18 protein-coding genes and 1 tRNA gene are annotated in these 17192 nt (G+C 60.5%); 10 read left to right on the forward strand and 9 right to left on the reverse strand.

Features of this window, described 5'->3' with window-relative positions; all coding sequences use genetic code 11:
• Positions 1 to 19 precede the first annotated feature (19 nt).
• The 4 genes from GM608_RS06585 (at position 20) to tgt (ending at position 3814) form a co-directional block, all read left to right on the forward strand.
• Positions 20 to 817 carry a VacJ family lipoprotein gene (locus GM608_RS06585; RefSeq protein ID WP_081563399.1) on the forward strand — a complete coding sequence of 266 codons (798 nt, stop codon included), beginning with the start codon at positions 20 to 22 and terminating at the stop codon, positions 815 to 817.
• 47 nt (positions 818 to 864) lie between these two features.
• On the forward strand, positions 865 to 1470 hold the full coding sequence (locus GM608_RS06590; RefSeq protein ID WP_227656505.1) for a phospholipid-binding protein MlaC: 606 nt from the start codon (positions 865 to 867) through the stop codon (positions 1468 to 1470).
• 89 nt (positions 1471 to 1559) lie between these two features.
• Positions 1560 to 2624, forward strand: coding sequence for a tRNA preQ1(34) S-adenosylmethionine ribosyltransferase-isomerase QueA (queA, locus tag GM608_RS06595; protein ID WP_249080095.1), 1065 nt, complete (start codon positions 1560 to 1562; stop codon positions 2622 to 2624).
• Positions 2625 to 2665: 41 nt separating this feature from the next.
• Positions 2666 to 3814 (forward strand): tRNA guanosine(34) transglycosylase Tgt, encoded by a 1149-nt coding sequence (gene tgt, locus GM608_RS06600; RefSeq protein WP_333645326.1) that lies wholly within the window; start codon positions 2666 to 2668, stop codon positions 3812 to 3814.
• 9 nt (positions 3815 to 3823) lie between these two features.
• On the opposite strand, the gene GM608_RS06605 is transcribed toward tgt, so the two are convergent.
• A complete protein-coding gene (locus GM608_RS06605; protein ID WP_333645327.1) occupies positions 3824 to 4915 on the reverse strand; it encodes a purine nucleoside permease in 1092 nt (363 codons plus the stop codon).
• 38 nt (positions 4916 to 4953) lie between these two features.
• The gene (locus GM608_RS06610) at positions 4954 to 6528 is read right to left on the reverse strand and encodes an adenosine deaminase (protein ID WP_333645265.1); all 1575 of its coding nucleotides are present in this window, start codon (positions 6526 to 6528) and stop codon (positions 4954 to 4956) included.
• 78 nt (positions 6529 to 6606) lie between these two features.
• On the opposite strand from GM608_RS06610, the gene GM608_RS06615 reads away from it, so the two are divergent.
• Complete coding sequence (locus GM608_RS06615) at positions 6607 to 6861, forward strand: ribbon-helix-helix domain-containing protein (protein WP_086442088.1); 255 nt, start codon at positions 6607 to 6609, stop codon at positions 6859 to 6861.
• An 87-nt stretch (positions 6862 to 6948) separates the two neighbouring features.
• Complete coding sequence (locus GM608_RS06620; RefSeq protein WP_276830389.1) at positions 6949 to 7782, forward strand: TerB family tellurite resistance protein; 834 nt, start codon at positions 6949 to 6951, stop codon at positions 7780 to 7782.
• A gap of 15 nt (positions 7783 to 7797) precedes the next feature.
• Here GM608_RS06620 and GM608_RS06625 read toward each other — a convergent pair whose 3' ends face one another.
• Complete coding sequence (locus tag GM608_RS06625) at positions 7798 to 9420, reverse strand: Do family serine endopeptidase (RefSeq protein WP_333645266.1); 1623 nt, start codon at positions 9418 to 9420, stop codon at positions 7798 to 7800.
• A gap of 113 nt (positions 9421 to 9533) precedes the next feature.
• Here GM608_RS06625 and GM608_RS06630 point away from each other — a divergent pair, with 113 nt between their 5' ends.
• The 4 genes from GM608_RS06630 to GM608_RS06645 all read left to right on the forward strand — a co-directional run bounded on the left by GM608_RS06630 (position 9534) and on the right by GM608_RS06645 (position 11803).
• A complete protein-coding gene (locus tag GM608_RS06630; protein WP_333645267.1) occupies positions 9534 to 10652 on the forward strand; it encodes an Mrp/NBP35 family ATP-binding protein in 1119 nt (372 codons plus the stop codon).
• Between the two features lie 42 nt (positions 10653 to 10694).
• Complete coding sequence (locus GM608_RS06635) at positions 10695 to 10901, forward strand: hypothetical protein (RefSeq protein WP_333645268.1); 207 nt, start codon at positions 10695 to 10697, stop codon at positions 10899 to 10901.
• 93 nt (positions 10902 to 10994) lie between these two features.
• Positions 10995 to 11069: transfer RNA gene (locus tag GM608_RS06640), tRNA-Thr, on the forward strand.
• A gap of 251 nt (positions 11070 to 11320) precedes the next feature.
• Positions 11321 to 11803 carry a phosphate-starvation-inducible PsiE family protein gene (locus tag GM608_RS06645; RefSeq protein WP_081562771.1) on the forward strand — a complete coding sequence of 161 codons (483 nt, stop codon included), beginning with the start codon at positions 11321 to 11323 and terminating at the stop codon, positions 11801 to 11803.
• Between the two features lie 88 nt (positions 11804 to 11891).
• Here GM608_RS06645 and GM608_RS06650 read toward each other — a convergent pair whose 3' ends face one another.
• The 6 genes from GM608_RS06650 to GM608_RS06675 all read right to left on the reverse strand — a co-directional run bounded on the left by GM608_RS06650 (position 11892) and on the right by GM608_RS06675 (position 17189).
• A complete protein-coding gene (locus GM608_RS06650) occupies positions 11892 to 13619 on the reverse strand; it encodes a carbohydrate porin (RefSeq protein ID WP_333645270.1) in 1728 nt (575 codons plus the stop codon).
• Positions 13620 to 13835: 216 nt separating this feature from the next.
• Positions 13836 to 14681: a hypothetical protein gene (locus GM608_RS06655; RefSeq protein ID WP_043558241.1), complete on the reverse strand. Its 846-nt coding sequence runs from the start codon at positions 14679 to 14681 to the stop codon at positions 13836 to 13838.
• 95 nt (positions 14682 to 14776) lie between these two features.
• Positions 14777 to 15166: a hypothetical protein gene (locus tag GM608_RS06660; RefSeq protein WP_043558238.1), complete on the reverse strand. Its 390-nt coding sequence runs from the start codon at positions 15164 to 15166 to the stop codon at positions 14777 to 14779.
• 48 nt (positions 15167 to 15214) lie between these two features.
• Complete coding sequence (locus tag GM608_RS06665; RefSeq protein ID WP_043558235.1) at positions 15215 to 15676, reverse strand: chemotaxis protein CheD; 462 nt, start codon at positions 15674 to 15676, stop codon at positions 15215 to 15217.
• A complete protein-coding gene (locus tag GM608_RS06670) occupies positions 15673 to 16062 on the reverse strand; it encodes a response regulator (protein WP_043558231.1) in 390 nt (129 codons plus the stop codon). Before GM608_RS06670 ends, GM608_RS06665 begins: the two co-directional genes overlap by 4 nt.
• Before the next feature lie 83 nt (positions 16063 to 16145).
• Positions 16146 to 17189, reverse strand: coding sequence for a chemotaxis response regulator protein-glutamate methylesterase (locus GM608_RS06675; RefSeq protein WP_249089587.1), 1044 nt, complete (start codon positions 17187 to 17189; stop codon positions 16146 to 16148).
• Between the last annotated feature and the right edge of the window lie 3 nt (positions 17190 to 17192).

Genomic DNA, 17192 nt, shown 5'->3' on the forward strand with positions numbered 1-17192 from the left:
AAACAGGAGCGGCAGCAGCATGGCGTGCACAGGCAGCACAAAACAGCATCATCGAGGCAGACTCACTGCACTTTCCGCACTGGTCGGCTGCCTGGCCCTGCTGTCGCTCGGCGGGTGTGGTTCCCTCCACGCCAAGCCGCCGACCGACCCGGACGATCTGGCGGATTACAAGGCGGTCAACGACCCTTACGAGCCTTTCAACCGCAAGATGTTCAGCCTCAACATGTGGGTCTATCACAAGGCCCTGCGGCCGGTAGGACGGTTCTGGAAGAACAACATTCCCCAGCCCATCCGCACCTCTGTCGCCACGCTGAACGAGACATGGCGCCAACCCGCCGTCTTCTTCTCCGATGTGGGGGCAGGGCGCCCGCGGCGTGCGGGGGATTCCTTCATGCGTTTCCTGCTGAACATGACGACGGCTGGCTTCTATGACGTTGCCCAGCATCTTGGCTACAAGCAGCATGAGACAGACCCTGGCATGGTCATGGCGCTGTGGGGGGTCAAATCCGGGCCTTACATTTTCCTGCCCGGGCTTGGTCCTACCAATTTCCGTGATGCCGCAGGCTATGCCATCGGCCAGGGGCTGACACCCATCAACTACGTGCCCAGAGGGTATGGCCTCATCAGCTTCAACTGGGGCTACAACATTCTCGGCACCTTCAATACCTTTGCAGACAGTACAGACCAGCTGGACCAGCTGGAACACCAAAGTCTCGACCCTTATGCTTTCATGCGAAGTGCATGGCAGCAGCAGCGTCAGAGCCAGATCGATACCCTCAAGGCTGATCACCGCGCCACCACCCCCGACTGGTACTGACCATTCCGTCCCCATGAGGACAGCCTTTATCGGAAGGATCCCTAAACATGATGCTCCGTCAGCTTACACGCCGCACCATTCTGGGAGCTGCCAGCCTGTTCGCTCTCATTCCCACGCTGGCCTTCGCCACTCCCTCCAGTGATGAAGCAAAGGCGTTTGTCAATGATTTTGGCGGGAAACTGGTGGCCGTCCTGAACAGCGACACTTCGCTGGCCAAAAAGCGCGAAGCCCTTCTGCCCCTCCTGCGGGCCAATGTGGACGTACCAGGAATCGGCCGCTACTGCCTGGGCCGCTACTGGCGGATCGCCACGCCGGAACAACAGAAGCTTTATCTTGAGCTGTTTCAGGACGTACTGCTGAATGCTGTCACGGCCCGCGTGGGGGAATATCAGAACATTTCCGTCCGCCTGGTGGACAGTGTGCCCTCCCCGGCAGGCCAGAAGGTGACCCTTCAGATTTCCCGTCCGCATCAGCCCCCCATCCTGATGACGGCCGTCATTGATGGCGAACCGCCCAAGGTGGTGGACCTGTATGGTGAGGGTGCCAGCATGCGCCTGACACAGCGCAGCGACTACACGACCTACCTCACCCGCCATGGCGGGCAGGTGCAGACATTGATCGACGCCCTCAAGCATCAGCTGGGTCGTCACTGATCTCTCCATTCACAACGGATCAGCAACGTGGAGGGGGCCATAAGCCCCCTTTTCGCTGACTGGCCTGTTTCTCCAACCATGTCCCCGGAATGACTGACGACCTCTCCCTCTTCGATTTCACGCTCCCTCGTGACCATATCGCCACAGAACCTGCCCGCCCCCGTGACATGGCACAGCTCCTGCATGTCGTCCCACCGGCCCTTGCAGGAACTGATGATGCAACCCTCTCCCTCCATCGCATCCGCAATCTTCCCGAACTGCTGAAGGAAGGCGACCTGCTCGTCGCCAATGATACGGAAGTCATCCGGGCAAAAATGGAGGCCCGACGGGGTGAGGCAAAAATCGGCATCACGCTGGACCGCATCCTGCCGGAAGGGCAGTGGCATGCCCTCGCCCGCAATGCCCGCAAGCTCCGCCCCGGCGACCGGCTCCACTTCGAGGATGATCCCGTCACGGCGGACGTCCTGACCAATGAGGGCGATGGGGCCGTGACCCTCCGCTTCTCGGTCGAAGGCGATGAGTTCGATGACTTTCTGGAACGCCGGGCCGCCCTGGCCCTGCCGCCTTACATTGCCCGCCCCAATGGTCCGACTGAAGCCGACAACAGCGACTACCGCACCATTTTCTCCCGCTTTCGTGGGGCCGTGGCAGCACCGACAGCGGGACTGCATTTCACGGAAGAACTGCTGGAGGCCCTTGCGGCCAGAGGCATACAAAAACAGACCCTCACCCTGCATGTCGGAGCCGGGACGTTCCTGCCCGTCCGCAGCACCATTGCCGAACATAAAATGCATGCGGAATGGGGCCATATTGATGAGGAAACGGCCCGTCTCATCAACGGGACCCGTGCCAATGGCGGCCGTGTCGTTGCCGTAGGCACCACCAGCCTGCGCCTGCTGGAAAGTGCGGCGGATGAACAGGGTATCGTTCATCCATGGACAGGCGAAACCTCCATCTTCATCCGGCCGGGCTACCGCTTCCGGGCGGTGGACGCCCTGCTGACCAACTTCCACCTGCCCCGCTCCACCCTTTTCATGCTGGTCTGTGCCTTTGCCGGTACGGAGACCATGCGCCATGCCTATCATCACGCCATTGCCGAAGGGCTGCGCTTCTATTCCTACGGTGATGCCTGCCTTCTGGAACGTGCCCCATGACGACCGACTCCACCCGCCCCAACCTTACCCCATCCGACCGCATGCACTGGCAGAAAGACGCCCAGTGTGGGCGGGCCCGGGCAGGCTGGCTGCATACCCGTCATGGCAGCGTACCGACACCGACCTTCATGCCGGTCGGAACCGTCGGGACCGTCAAGGGCATCACGATGGACAATGTGCGGGCCACCGGGGCGGGCATCGTGCTGGGCAACACCTATCACCTCATGCTGCGCCCCACGGCAGAGCGGGTCCAGCGTCTCGGCGGGCTGCACCGCATGATGGACTGGCCCGGCCCCATCCTAACAGATTCCGGCGGATTCCAGGTCATGTCTCTGGGGCCGCTGCGGAAGATGGATGAAGATGGCGTCACCTTCCGTTCCCACATTGATGGCAGCTCCCACCGTCTGACGCCTGAAAGCTCGACGGACATCCAGTACAAACTGGATGCCACCATCACCATGGCCTTTGATGAATGTCCGGCCCTGCCCGCCACGAAGGACGTGCTGGAAGCCTCCATGGAGCGGTCCATGCGATGGGCCGCCCGCTCCCGTGAAGCCTTCATCGCCCGCCCCGGCTATGGGCAGTTCGGCATCGTGCAGGGCGGCACGGAACAGGACCTGCGGGAACGCTCCGCCCTTGCCCTGCGGGAGCTCGGCTTCGAGGGCTACGCCATCGGGGGGCTTGCCGTAGGCGAAGGGCAGGAGCTGATGTTCTCCACGCTGGATTACACGACTCCCATGCTGCCCGAGGACCAGCCCCGCTATCTGATGGGCGTCGGCACGCCAGATGACCTGCTGGGTGCCGTCATGCGGGGCTGCGACATGTTCGACTGCGTCATGCCGTCCCGTGCAGGCCGTACTGCCCGGGCCTATACGGAGCGGGGCACGCTGAATCTCCGCAATGCCCGCTTCGCCGAGGACACCCGCCCCATCTCCCCCGAAGATGACAGCCCGATGGCAGGCCGGTACAGCCGGGCCTATCTGCACCACCTCTTCCGGGCCAACGAGATGCTCGGGCCGATGCTCCTGACCCTCCACAATCTCGCCTATTATCAGCGGCTCATGCGCCAGATACGGGCCGCCATCGTGGCAGGAACGCTGGAACAGACCGCCACCCAGCTCCGCCAGAACTGGGCCAGGGGCGACTGGAGCGAGGATGAATGGCCCATGCCCCGCTACCAGCAGGGCTAGGTCGTTCCTTCAGGGCACCTGTCCTTCATAGCTCCCCCAATGGGTGGCCAGCTCCCGCACGATTGGGCTGGCCACCTGATAGGCCGCACTGGTGGAGGCATAAAGGCCCGGCAGGTTTTCCTCATGCGCTGCATTGGCCAGCATGGTGGCCGGTGCCACACCGTTGGGCGGCATGTCGAAATTGCTGGTCGTCCGCAGGATGAGGAGGCGCCGGTCATCCACACGTCCTGCTCTGGCCTGCAACGCCAGTGCCTGACAGAGGCCAATGTCCTCCTCTGCCGTCGTGACCATCTCGCCCTGATGGTCCGTCCAGTAAGCGACCCAGCGTTCCGCCCACCGGTTCATGAGTGCTCCAAGCCAGAATGTCTCACCGGAGATCGTATCACCCATCATCACATGCGGCGGCTTCAGTGCCTCGGAGAAACCCTGATAGGCCCGGCGATGGGCCTGAAGTTTTTCATTGTCCGGCAGAGCGATATGGCGTGTCCTTTCATAAGCCCAGCGCACAAGGGAAGGTCGCAACGTATAGGCCATGTCCCCAGCGATGGAATGGAGCGGTGGCCGTGGCTGCTCATCCGGTACATGGCCCTGCAACGGCGTAAAACCATCCGGCCAATCGGACGGAATTTCACGTGAATCAATCAGATGGGCTGCCCCGCCATTCACGACATGCAGCGCCCAGGCGGCAGACCCGATGCTGCCCTTATTGGGATTCACACCGGCAATCCCTGCCAGAACGAAATAGGCATGGCGGAGGTCAAACCGGGGGTCCAGCGCCAGAGCGGTAATGGCCGCTGCCATATGGCCCGGTCCCTCACCACTGACCAGCCCAAGCACATGGTCTTGCGCATTATAGCGAAGGACACCGTGCTCCGTCCCCGGTGCAGGCAGTGTTTGTTCCAGCGGGTACTGTTCCACCCAGTGCTGGAACTCTCCCGGCATGTCGCCACTATCCTGCCCCAGCTCGAAGGTTGTCACCACCACGACGTGTACCTCCAGCGGGACAGCCTGTGCCGGACGGGCAGACCCCGCCCCCGCTGCCACCAGCCCGACCAGAAGACCAAGACCATACATCCAGCCCGCCTTCACTGCCTGTCTCATCACATGCCTTTCCTTCCCATCGTTCTCTCCGGCCTGTCTCAGGGCACGGACCACAGCAGGGGATTCTTCATCACATCCTGCCCGAAAGCCTGAAAACGGGCCTCCAGCTGCCATTGCAGCCGTGCCTTCATATTGTCCTTCAGAAACCGTTCGCAGGCCGGAGCGGCGCTTCCACCCGGCACCATGCCCGAACAGGCCGGCACAGCCTGCCCCAGATGATGCCCGGCCCAGAGGCTCTGCCCCGGCATGAACCCATATTCCAGCCCCGTACGGGACAGCTGGACAAGTGTCGGATAAGCCAGATGGTAGGCCAATACGGCCCGCATGTATTCCTGCGTCAGATCGCTACGGGACACACCTTCATCATCTGTCGAGAGCGCCACGGGCACACCGGCCTGCCTGTAAAGCGAAAAAGGATGCCGCCCATCCCGGATACCCAGAATCTCATCATTGCTGGTCAGATTGATCTCCACCAGAATGGAGCGCCGTGCCATCTCTTCCAGCAGAGAGGCCGGGTCATGCTCCCACAGAACATCCACACCATGGCCGATCCGCTTGGCCCCCGCCACGTCAATCGCCGCCCGGATATGATGGTCCAGATCGCCCAGCGGCACGAGAGACGGTGTCACCTCCCCCGCATGAAGGCTCAGATTCGTCCCCGGATACAGCCGGTTCAGAGTATGGAACATCTGCATGTGCAGGTCATAGTCCCGCAGGGCCACCGGATCATCTTCCGGCGCCACGATGTTGACGCCGACCAGCCGGGTATCCTGGCGGGCACTCTCATACGCCGCCACGAGCTGCACCCAGACAAACGGTGCCGGAAATGTCCGCAGGGCGGAATACTGATAGCGCACCGTCACCCCACACCCTGCGGAAGCCTGCGCTGTGCCGCACTTCATGATGGTTCGGGCACGGGCCTCCATCTCATCAATGGCCACATGGGACAGGGCTGCCATCCGCCCCAGGGCGGGCTTCAGAGCCTCATAAGCCCGACTGAAATCAGCTTCCGTCCTCAAGGGAGGCAGGGCAGCAGCCTTCATCATCTCCCCCAATGCATCAAAGGTAATGGGAGCGATCTGCAATTCCAGATACTGCACATTGTCACGGGCAGCCCGCTCGGCAGCCTCGGCCAGCATGTCCCCCTGATGCCTTGACTCCACCGCCATGAACCGCAGAAAGGTCGCAAAGAAATGATCATGGCCGGAGCGGTCATGTTCCGTAGGAATGAAATTGCGCATGGACAACGCATTGACCATCTCATTCCAGCCGGTTTCATTCCCTGGCAGACCATCTGCCGGGACCTGCCCCTCCCCCGGCTTTGAGCAATGACTGGCCAGAATGGTCCGCTCCTTCAGCGAAACGCAGAGGCCATCCCCCGCTGCCCATTTGAGGAAACTCTCGGCATAGACCGCCCCGGAAAGATGGTTGTGCAGGTCCGCTCCCTTGGGGAAGGCCCTAAGGAACAGCTCCAGCCGGACAGGGTCGGTCTTCACCCTTTCGAACAGGGTCGCCACGGAAGGCGGGGCCGCCACCGGGTCAGCAGACACCCGACCTGTCTGGCCAGCAAGAAAGACAAAAAAGGCAAAAACAGCAGGACAAAAGAATCTCATGCCTCATGATGGCGGCCTGCGCCGGAGCTGACAAGAAAATCCCTTTCCACACACAATGCCAGCTGCCACACTTCCCCCATGCACGCTCCTCCTCCACCCCCACCACAGTTGCAGAAGCGCAGCCTCAGCCTGTACGGGCACAGAACCTCCATCGCTCTGGAAGCCGAATTCTGGCAGGTTCTGGAGACCATGGCCCGTGCCGAACAGCTTGCCCTGGCAGCCTTCATCGCCCGGCTGGACAGGCATCGCCCCCCGGAACAGACGCTGGCCTCCCTGCTTCGCCTCACGGCACTACGCTTTGCCCTGAACCAGGCCCCGTCAGACCCCGTGTGACCCGTCTTGGAAAGACCGCATATTCCTGTTCCGCCCTCCCCTGTCCCCGTGATAGAGTTTACAACCATGTGAACAGGGAGGGCATCGATGGCTTTCTGGGGGAAAATGTTTGGTGGTATTGCCGGTTTTGCCGCCGGGGGGCCGGTCGGCGGTCTTCTCGGGGCCATTCTGGGCCATATGAGCGATACGGACAGACTGTTGACCCCGCTCTCCGGCACATGGGGCGACCGTTTCCCCGCACGGGGGCAGCCCGACCCGCATAATGCCGCCTTCTTCACCGCCGCAAAACTCTCTGCCCTGCTGGGAAAGACGGATCAGCTCTACGGCCTTGGTGTCGTCACGCTCTCCGCCAAGCTGGCCAAAATCGATGGCCCCGTGAACCGGGCCGAGATTGAAGCCTTCAAGACGGCCTTCCGGTTCCCTGAAGACAACCAGAAAGAGGTTGGCCTGCTTTTTGATCGGGCCCGGAACCGGACGGACGATTTCGAACTTTATGCCCGTGAGCTGGGGCGTGCCTTTGCCGACAAGCCGGAGCCACTGGAAACACTGCTCAGCGTCCTCTTCCGCATTGCCAAGGCAGACCTGCCTGCCGGGGCCCCGCTGCATCCGGCAGAAATGGACTATCTCCGCCGGACGCACAAAGCCTTCCGCCTTTCAGAACGGGCCTGGGAGCGGGCCGAGGACGGCCAGCCCCGGGCTGCCTCCACATCATCAACGGCAGAGTGCTATCGTGTGCTGGGCATCAGTGCAACGGCAACGGATGGCGAAGTCCGGACACGCTGGCGTGTGCTGATCCGTGAACATCACCCGGACCGTCTTGCCCAGCGCCCCATGAGCGATGCTCAACGGAAAGCAGCACAGGAGCGTGTGGCCCGCATCAATGCCGCATGGGACCAGATAAAGCGGGACCGCGGCCTGTAAGGCGGGTCTGCCCCATCACGGCTGGGGTTGCTGTCCCCCCAATGGCACAGCCACCCAGCGCAGCCCCTCACCATCCTGCACCAACAGAAGAATATCCGTCCGCTTCAGCTCACGGGCACGGTCCAGCGCAGCCTGCAGGGCCTCCGGTGTATTGACCTCCTGCTGCCCGACCTGAAGCACCAGATTCCCTTCCGTCAACCCACGGCTGGCAGCGGGGCTACCCTCATAGACACGCATCACCAGCACACCCCTCTGGCTGTCAGTCAGGCCATACTGCGTCCGGGCCGCTTCATCGACCACGCCCAGCTTCACCCCCAGTTCTTTCAGGGTCTTTACCGGATGTTCCGGCGGGTGCGTGTCGGAAGGAAGGGGATCCTTCTCATCGGGGTTGCGCCCCAGGGTCAGATCTAGCGTCTGATAGCTGCCACGCCGCCAAAAGGTGAAATGCACCGTCTCTCCCGGTTGATACCCCGCCACGAGCCGGGGCAGGGTCTGGCCTGTCACCGGCTGACCATTCAGGGCTGTCAGAATGTCCCCAACCTGCAAACCTGCCTTCCGGGCCGGCCCATCCTTGCTGACCTCGGCAACGATGGCCCCCGTTCCCCGTTCTTTTCCGGGCACATCCGCTTTCCAGAAATCAAGGTCTTCTGCCATGTTGCGGGTGACATCCTGATAGCGCACACCCAACCAGCCACGCCGGACATGGCCTGTCTGCCGCAACTGGTTGATGATGCCTCGGGCATCATCCGAAGGAATGGCAAAGCCGATGCCGATGGAATCCCCACCAGACCCGCCATAAATCAACGTATTGATCCCGATGACCTCACCCTTCAGATTGAAGAGCGGGCCACCTGAATTGCCGTGATTGATGGCTGCGTCCGTCTGGATGAAGTCGTCATACAAACCGTGATCGACATTCCGCTTGCGGGACGAAATGATGCCAGCTGTCACCGTGCCACTCAGACCGAACGGATTACCGATGGCCAGCACCCAGTCTCCGATGCGGGCATCGTCACTATGCCCCAGCGGGACGGACGGCAGGGGCCGGTCTGCCTTCACCTGAAGGACGGCAAGGTCCTCCTTGCTGTCCCGCCCGACAATCCGTGCCGGATATTCCGTCCCATCCGACAGGGTCACGCTCACCTGCTGGGCATTGTCAATGACGTGATTGTTCGTCACCACCACGCCAGAAGGATCGATGATGAAGCCGGACCCCAGCGCCTGTACCTGACGGGCAGGGTGCCCATCGGCATGACGGCGGTGGAGATAATCATGGAAAAACTTCTCGAGCGGTGACCCTGGCGGGAAAGGGGATGATTGCGGCCCGGACGGTATACTGCCATCCGGCCCGTCCGGCTGCTGTTCATCAGGGTGGATCACGCTGGAGACGGAAATATTCACCACAGCAGGCAGGAGCCGCTCCACCAGTGCCGCAAAACCGGGCATCATGGCCGCCTCATGCGCAGCACGGGTTGTCACGCTCCCCCCCTGCGGCAGCTCTTCCCCCGGCAGGGTCGGCATCGGCACATCATCCTGCGCCCAGGCTCCACCGGACTGGCCAAGAATACCAGAAAGCACGAAACAGGACAGCCAGCGGGCCACCCTCATGCGGGAGGAAGACAGAAGAGAAGAAGACATGAATCGGCTCATGCTGTAGAATCTACTCCACGGCGGACCGGACGTCATCCTTCCAGCCTGCAAGTTTGTGTTTTTTTGCCTCATGAGGGGCGTTGCATGAGAGGTCCTGCCCCATGACAGCCACCGACATCTCTTCCCTGAAAGACCTCATCTCCGACTTTCTCACAGCAGAAGAGCCTGCACATCAGACCAGCATAGAAGCCCTGACACTGGAAAAGGGCCATCTCCACCTCATTCTGCGGACAACAGCTAAAGGTGCGGCGTTCCTCCAGGACGCTCAGACGACACTGGAGGACAGGCTCAGGCAGCACCCCGCTGTCAGCACTCTGACCCTGTCCCTCACAGCTCATCGCCCGGCAGGCCCCGCCCCCCGCAAGGCCGGTGCAGAAAGCGGGCACCGGCCTCTGGCCCTCGGGAAGCGACCCACAGGCCGCTCCGCCCCCCCGGAAGCCTGCTTGCCCGATGTGCGGGCCGTCATTGCCGTGGCGTCCGGCAAGGGAGGCGTGGGGAAGTCCACCACAGCCGTCAATCTGGCATGCAGCCTGGCCCGGCTGGACCTTCGGACCGGCCTGCTGGATGCTGACATTTACGGCCCCTCTCTTCCCCACATGCTGGGTGAAACCCAGAAACCTGTTGTCGAGAATGGCAGGCTGCGCCCACTGGAACGCTGGGGCATGGAGACGATGTCCATCGGCTATCTGGTTGACAAGGAACAGGCCATGATCTGGCGTGGTCCCATGGTCATGGGCGCCCTGACCCAGCTCATGAGTGATGTGTCCTGGGGGGCGCTGGATGTACTGGTGGTCGATCTGCCACCCGGCACCGGAGATGCCCAGCTGACCCTGACCCGCAAACTCTCGGACAAGCTGAAGGCCGGTGGGGCCGTCATCGTCTCCACCCCGCAGGACATTGCCCTGCTTGATGCCCGCCGGGGTGTCACGCTGTTTGAGAAGACCGAAACGCCCGTGCTGGGGCTGATCGAGAACATGTCCTATTTCTGCTGCCCGCACTGTCAGGAACGGACTGACCTCTTCGGCCATGGTGGGGCCCGCAAGGAAGCCGAGGCCCTCAACATTCCTTTCCTTGGGGAAATTCCCCTGCTGCGGGATATAAGATGCAGTGCTGATGAAGGGACCCCTCTTGTCCTGCGTGACCCGGATCATCCTGCATCACAGGCTTACAGAGCCATTGCCCGCACCCTGAAGGATAGACTGTTTCCCTCTTCGTGCTGACCGGCAATCCTGCCCACCTCTTTGACCAACCCACGGAAGCCCATGCCGACTTTCTGCCATCCCCGTTTCTTCCTCCTGACAGGCCTTGTGCTCTCCCTGCTCAGCATGGGGGGCTGTAACAGACCCAGCCAGGCTATCGGCCATCGTGGCCTTTCTTCTGATGGCTATGGCTTTGTACAGGATGGCCCTGTCCTTGCGCCCCCAACCCATCTCATGCAGCACCAGAAGCCCGCCACCACGGGCCGCTGACCTGCCCGGCTGTTTCCTGGCCGGGATTTTTTCCCCACTCCCCTGATTTTCCACTTGATTTCTGGAGGGAAAAATGAGATGTACGGCCCCGTTGCCGGATTAGCACAGTGGTAGTGCAGCGGTTTTGTAAACCGAAGGCCGGGAGTTCGAATCTCTCATCCGGCACCACGATTTTCCCTGAAAATAGGCCGTTCCCCAGTGCTTCATGCCTGACGCATGTAGTATGTAAGACGCTGCTTTCCGTCCCCTACCCGACACGAAACCGGGCCCCCCGCGACGCACAGGCAGACGCCCCGTCGGCATAATCATGCCAGAGGAGGCGGAAGCGTCCTGCTGCACCTACCTTTCTCCCTCCCATCAGAATGAAGTAAAAGCAGCACAACATTATCCATCCCCACATCAAAGGCATCCCCTACTCCATGAAAAGCACCCTGCCCGGCTTCGTCACACTGTCCCGCCTGTTCGACATGTTTGAAGGAGCGGCCATGTTGATCCTGTCCATCTGCATCACGCTGGTGGCCTGCCTGGGGCTGCTGCATGTCGTGGTGGCAGTGGCAAAGCTCATCATCCATGCCGGCCTCAGCCCCACGGAGCCTGCCATATTGCAGGAAGTCTTCGGGCTGTTCTTCACCGTCCTGATCGCCTTGGAATTCCGCCACTCCATCCTCGTTCTTCCCGGTTCGGAATCACAGGGAATGATCCGCATGAGGTCCGTCCTGCTCATCGGCATGATGGCAGCCGTACGCAAGTTCATCGTGCTGGACCTGAATGGCGTGAATGTCCGTGAACTTCTGGCGCTTTCAGCCGCTGTTCTGTCACTCTCCGCCGCTTACTGGCTCGTCCGTGGCAAAGCCATGACCCGCACGGACCCTACGCCTCAGCCTCCTCCATCCAACCAGTAAGCCCATAAAAAAACCCCTTTCCGGCCTGTGGCTGGAAAGGGGCCCGAACCTCCTGCTTCCCCTTTGCATCGGGAAGCAGGAAGCGTCATCAGAAGAGCTGGATGTGGGACTTGAAGCCCAGCATGGCGGCGTCCTTCAGGACACGCTGCATCCCCGGATGGAAGTAATACTGGAAATCCGGCGCAAAGGTCACACCCCGCATGACATGGATGCGGTAGGTGGCCTCCAGCGTGCTGCCCCAGCGCTGCACACCATAAGACCCCCACAGGAGCGGCGCCCCGCCACTCGCATAATAGGCGGTCGCCCCCTCCGGAGCCATCCCATGATCCACCTGGAACCGCTGCGCAGCACGGGTATAGCTGCTGGAACCGGTATAGGAGAAGGAAACACCCACCGTATCCAGCGGGCGGGCTGGCCAGAAGCCCGTATCCACAAGACCGAATGCATACAGCTTGCCACGCATGGCTGTGGCTGGCTTGTTCCAGTATGCATCAAAGAAGGCCACCAGTCCCCCTTCTGGCGTGTCCTGTGTCTTGTTCTTCATGATCATCTGGTCCGCAAGGAACCACATGCTCCAGTTGAAATTACGACGGATACCCGTACCGGGAACCTCATCGCCCACCCCCTGACAGGTCGGGCAGTTGGGAATGGTCATCCGGGTCCGCCATGCATTGCGCCGATTGGGAGGACTATACACACCAAGATAATGGTCGGACGTATCCGGGGAGAACCCAAATTTGTAGTGACCCGGCAGCTGCTGTTTACCAAACTCAGGCTCCCAGCCAACCTCGATCGGGGTCACGACCCCGCTGATGGTCCCGCCATTGAACTTGAACCCGCTGCGATTCTGCTGCACGCCATAAATACCGCGCTCGGGAAAATAGACACCGACCTGGATGTAGGTACTGTCTGTAGGACGGCCACGAATACGGGCCCCCCAGCTTGACCCCGGATAGGATGACCGTGTGTACGTATCCGTAACGGCCTTGGGGTTTCCGCAGAAAGCGTTGTTCATGAAGTTACAGTAGATCGGGCTGATGGCGAAGTCCGAATCCATGGACATGCGGCCTGCTGCGATGTTCAGCCGTCCACCCCAGAGGGTCTCTTCCCCGTAGAAATAGACGAGATGGAACGCCACGTTACCACCACCACCATAGATTTCCTGGCTGGGGTTCACATTGTCGCCAAACATCCTGCTGGCTGGAATACCGTAACGGCCTACACCGATGACATGGGTCTGGAACCCGGGGATCCCGGCCAGCTTGTACCAGTCAATGTCATTCTCGAAACCATACTGTCCCGTATTGGAGGACCCCTGCCTCAACCCCAGTCCTTTCCTCGGAGAGGTGATGGCACCAGAAAATTCGTTGGTGTTGTCCAGCAGGACGACCACACCACGATCCCGCAGCCACTCATTCCAACGCATTTTCTGGAAGAGTGCTTCTGGCCGGGGCAGCGGCGGCCCATCATTATTGGTCGGATCCCCTTCATGCAAAGGAATGTTCACGCGCTCGAGCAGCTCACGCCCGTTCTCACCGAACACACCGAATTCTTCCGTCGGATAATTGGAATATGGCCGACGCCGCAACCCCATGTCATGGATATAATGGGCCGCCGTCTTCTCGGCATCCACTACCTTCGGTTTCTGCACCACGGATACCTGCTGGACAGGTTTTCCGTCCCGTGTAAGGATGACCTGTCGCTCTGGTGCTTTCTCTGTCTGCTTTACGACGGCAGGCGTCTGCATGGCATGAGACAGGGCACCCTGGGCCGAATAGAGCAGAGGCTGACCTGCCCGGCTGCCATCAGCGGCCATCGAAGGCGATGCCCCAAAAGACATTGCCGCCACGGATGGCAGCAGAACAGAGCAGGCCCCCACACGGGACCTGTTTAAAAAAATACGCAGAATAGTCAGCATGGAAAACGCTGCCATATTCCCACTTCTCCCCAACAACTGGCCCGATTGCACAAAACACACCGCAAAAGTGGCCCCGTCACTTCTTATAGGGAAAATCTGACGAAAAAAAGTAGCTCATACAGCCTGCTTGCTCTGAAAGAAATCAAGTGACCTGCTGAGCACATCACGGCACACCCGCTCGGGACAGCCGGCTGTCTTGAGGATATGTTCCTCCGGACAGAAGGCAAGCATGCGCGCCACCCTGCCCATCATGCCAGGGTACAGCCCCATATAGGCCTCCACCAGACATTTCTTTGGCAGAACCGCCGTACTGCTACAGGCCGGGGCTGAAGGGCCAAGCTTCAGCAGTGCCAGATTTTCCATGACGATGCCACAGATGGCCAGACGCATCTTCTGCAACGCCCGGGCTGACAGGACGTCCATTCCATACAGCCACGTCACCAGAACATTGACCCAGACACCCAGGGAAAGCGCTTTGACATCCAGCTTCGTCAGCTCATAAAAGCCGCTGCTGGTCTGGCCGGGCAAAGTATCCACAAACCATGAAGCAAGGTCAAAACAGGCTGCCAGCCGCCCGATGTTCAACGCTTCTCCTATGGAACAACGCTGGAACATGCTGGCAGGGATGAAAGAAATGACAATCTCATCCACCTCCCGCACCAGGGGAGGGTGATGACGCAGGATCGAATCATAGACACTGTCATTGCCGCTGCCATCTCCCTGGCCGACAAGACACCGTTTCTCCTGCCCCAGCCCGCCCGTGCCGGGAAATGGCCATTGCCCCTCGAGAAGGACAGGGAGCATCTGTACACCCATCCCCACAAGCCCTGCGGATTCATGATACCCGGCCAGAAAACGTCTGGCCGGCCCCGCAACGTGGCCATGCGGCTGAAAAACGGCACCCCGGGCGGTTTCGGCAATGACGCCAATAAGATTCGCCCCCTGTTCCCTCCCTGCCATCAGCTCTCTCCAGATGCTCCGATGCGGCCAGCCACAGCTTGCGGTACCACACCGGATAACCTTGCCCTACTTGGCACATAGAACATAGGTCAGGGTCAGAACAAGGTAAAATTGCCCCTGTCTTCTTTCAGGTCCGCCGTCTGGCCATACCGCAGCATATCCCTTATCTGCGAAAGCTTTACACCCGCCAGAACGGTACCCATCCCATAACGGGGATTGCCGATCTCCGGAGCCGCCTGTTCCACCTGCTCCAGCACGGTACGGACGGCTTCAACCTCCTGTGTCAGGGCATCAAGACTCTGGAGCCGTTCCATCTGCCCGGCATCCAGCTCTCCCGTGCCGACATAATCTGAAACGACATCCTGAACATCCGAGAGCCGACCACAGACATCATCCAGAATGGCCCCCAGCCTCTTCATCAACACCGAGGCCCTTATGCTGTCTGCCTCCCCGACAGGCTGGGTTCCTGTATCTTTGGGCATCATCTTTCTCTCTCCATACCGGCCTCTCCCATCATCACGACCGGTCGCCGGTCAGCACAGGTTCTGAAGAACTTTTCCTGTCGTTGGCCAGAAACGGATACGCCGCACCTGGTTGCCACCAAAACTGTAAGACACACAGCGGATCTCCTCCCGCCGGAAATAATCCAGAAGAAAACCGACATTCTCCTGACCAATGTCACTGGCAATGGACAGCACGGCCGCTCCACCAAACGCCTTGCACTGGAAACGCTCCCGCACGCCCCCTGCCTTCATGAGCCCGGTTTCCAGCCCTTTCATGGCGTTTACCCCGTACAGATAGGCAGCTGCATCCATGCTCCCCATGCAGTCCTCTCCGGGCAGAAGGAAATGGTTCATACCCCCTACCCCTGCCTGAAGATCATACATGCAGACTGAAATGCACGACCCCAGCAACGTGCCGAACACCACGCCGGGGTCATCCGAAATGGCGATTTCGCCCTGGATAACAGTCGTGATCTTCAGCAGGTCCGTCACCTGATAGGCCCGAAAACTTTCTCCAGGGTTTCCTTCAGCTTGGCGACCGTATAGGGCTTGGCCAGAAAATTGTTGACCCCCGCCGCAACGGCCTTCTGCACCAGCCCGGCATTTGCCTCACCTGTCAGAATGATGAACGCCAGTTTGGCTGTCTTCGGGTTGGAGCGCACGGCCTCCAGCAGGGCCAGCCCATCCATGCCCGGCATGTTGAAATCTGAAATCACGAGATGGATGGGGTTGGCCTCCAGATATTCCAGAGCCTCCTTTCCATCCTTACGCTGCACGACCCCTTTGAAGCCGAGCGCCGCCATGTGGCTGGCCAGAACCTGCCGGATGGAGGCCTGATCATCTACAATTAAAGCGCGAATCTGAGATGCGGACGGCATTTATGAACCTTTCTGCCTTCTGATAATCACTCTTTGTCAGGATGGCCTGACATCAGGAACGCCACGCCAGGCGTTCATCTTTCCTAGTGCAGGCCCATGGCCAGGCCGGGAATGTCCATCAGGGAGCCAACCTTTTCCACAGCTCCCAGCTCGGCAGCGACACGGGGCATACCATAGACGACCGAGGAGGCCCTGTCCTGCCCTATGGTCCGTGCCCCGGCCCGCCGCATGGCCAGCAACCCTTCTGCACCATCCTGCCCCATGCCTGTCAGGATGATCCCCAGTGAGGTCCTGCCTGCCGTCTGGGCAATGGAATGGAAGAGCCTGTCCACCGATGGCCGATGACCACCAACAGGCTCCCCAGACCGCAACCTTGTGAAAAGCCGTGGGGCATGTCCCTCCAGCACGAGATGGGCCTCCCCACCGGGAGCAATACGGACCATGCCGGGAGCCAGCATCTCCCCATCCTGCGCCTCGGCAACGGAAAGCTGCGGGATCAGGCTATCCAGACGGGCAGCAAAACTGGACGTATAAAGCGAAGGCATATGCTGGCATATGACGATGGGCGGACTCTTGGCCGGGAAGTCTTTTATCACCTCTTCAACAGCTTCCACCCCACCGGTGGAAGAGCCAATCCCCACCACATCGAACGGTGTCCGCCACGCCGCCGTACCGCTGCCTGCGACAGGCTCTGTCCGTACAGGCCGGGGGCCCGGGGTCGCCTGCCGGTGGCCGGGCTGATAGCGGGCGGCTTCCAGCACGATCTGCCCCAACCCGGCAAAGGCTTCCCCGGCCCCGCCCTGCTTGGGAAAACATTCAAAAGCTCCCATCTGGAGAGCCGTGATCGCCGTATTGGCCCCCCGTGTGGTCATGCTGGACACCATCACCACCGGGATCGGCCGCAGCCGCATGATCTTTTCCAGAAACTGGAGCCCGTTCATGCCCGGCATCTCGATATCCAGCGTGATGACATCAGGCTGGTCGGCGATGATGAGGTCCCGTGCCTCGATGGGGTTCGATGCCATGCCAATGACATCAATCTCGGGATATTTGAGAAAAGAGCGCCTTATCAGCTCTCTGGCGGTTCTTGAATCATCCACTACAAGAACCTTGACCCGTTCTTTCATGGC

This window comes from Bombella sp. ESL0380, from assembly GCF_009725805.1.
GTDB lineage: Bacteria > Pseudomonadota > Alphaproteobacteria > Acetobacterales > Acetobacteraceae > Bombella > Bombella apis.

Bases quoted from the DNA above. Each gene is read 5' to 3' on its own strand.
- GM608_RS06585 (WP_081563399.1), top strand. From the start codon at position 20: ATGGCGTGCACAGGCAGCACAAAACAGCATCATCGAGGCAGACTCACT.
- GM608_RS06590 (WP_227656505.1), top strand. From the start codon at position 865: ATGATGCTCCGTCAGCTTACACGCCGCACCATTCTGGGAGCTGCCAGC.
- queA (WP_249080095.1), top strand. From the start codon at position 1,560: ATGACTGACGACCTCTCCCTCTTCGATTTCACGCTCCCTCGTGACCAT.
- tgt (WP_333645326.1), top strand. From the start codon at position 2,666: ATGCACTGGCAGAAAGACGCCCAGTGTGGGCGGGCCCGGGCAGGCTGG.
- GM608_RS06605 (WP_333645327.1), bottom strand. From the start codon at position 4,915: ATGAGACAGGCAGTGAAGGCGGGCTGGATGTATGGTCTTGGTCTTCTG.
- GM608_RS06610 (WP_333645265.1), bottom strand. From the start codon at position 6,528: ATGAGATTCTTTTGTCCTGCTGTTTTTGCCTTTTTTGTCTTTCTTGCT.
- GM608_RS06615 (WP_086442088.1), top strand. From the start codon at position 6,607: ATGCACGCTCCTCCTCCACCCCCACCACAGTTGCAGAAGCGCAGCCTC.
- GM608_RS06620 (WP_276830389.1), top strand. From the start codon at position 6,949: ATGGCTTTCTGGGGGAAAATGTTTGGTGGTATTGCCGGTTTTGCCGCC.
- GM608_RS06625 (WP_333645266.1), bottom strand. From the start codon at position 9,420: ATGTCTTCTTCTCTTCTGTCTTCCTCCCGCATGAGGGTGGCCCGCTGG.
- GM608_RS06630 (WP_333645267.1), top strand. From the start codon at position 9,534: ATGACAGCCACCGACATCTCTTCCCTGAAAGACCTCATCTCCGACTTT.
- GM608_RS06635 (WP_333645268.1), top strand. From the start codon at position 10,695: ATGCCGACTTTCTGCCATCCCCGTTTCTTCCTCCTGACAGGCCTTGTG.
- GM608_RS06645 (WP_081562771.1), top strand. From the start codon at position 11,321: ATGAAAAGCACCCTGCCCGGCTTCGTCACACTGTCCCGCCTGTTCGAC.
- GM608_RS06650 (WP_333645270.1), bottom strand. From the start codon at position 13,619: ATGGCCGCTGATGGCAGCCGGGCAGGTCAGCCTCTGCTCTATTCGGCC.
- GM608_RS06655 (WP_043558241.1), bottom strand. From the start codon at position 14,681: ATGGCAGGGAGGGAACAGGGGGCGAATCTTATTGGCGTCATTGCCGAA.
- GM608_RS06660 (WP_043558238.1), bottom strand. From the start codon at position 15,166: ATGATGCCCAAAGATACAGGAACCCAGCCTGTCGGGGAGGCAGACAGC.
- GM608_RS06670 (WP_043558231.1), bottom strand. From the start codon at position 16,062: ATGCCGTCCGCATCTCAGATTCGCGCTTTAATTGTAGATGATCAGGCC.
- GM608_RS06675 (WP_249089587.1), bottom strand. From the start codon at position 17,189: ATGAAAGAACGGGTCAAGGTTCTTGTAGTGGATGATTCAAGAACCGCC.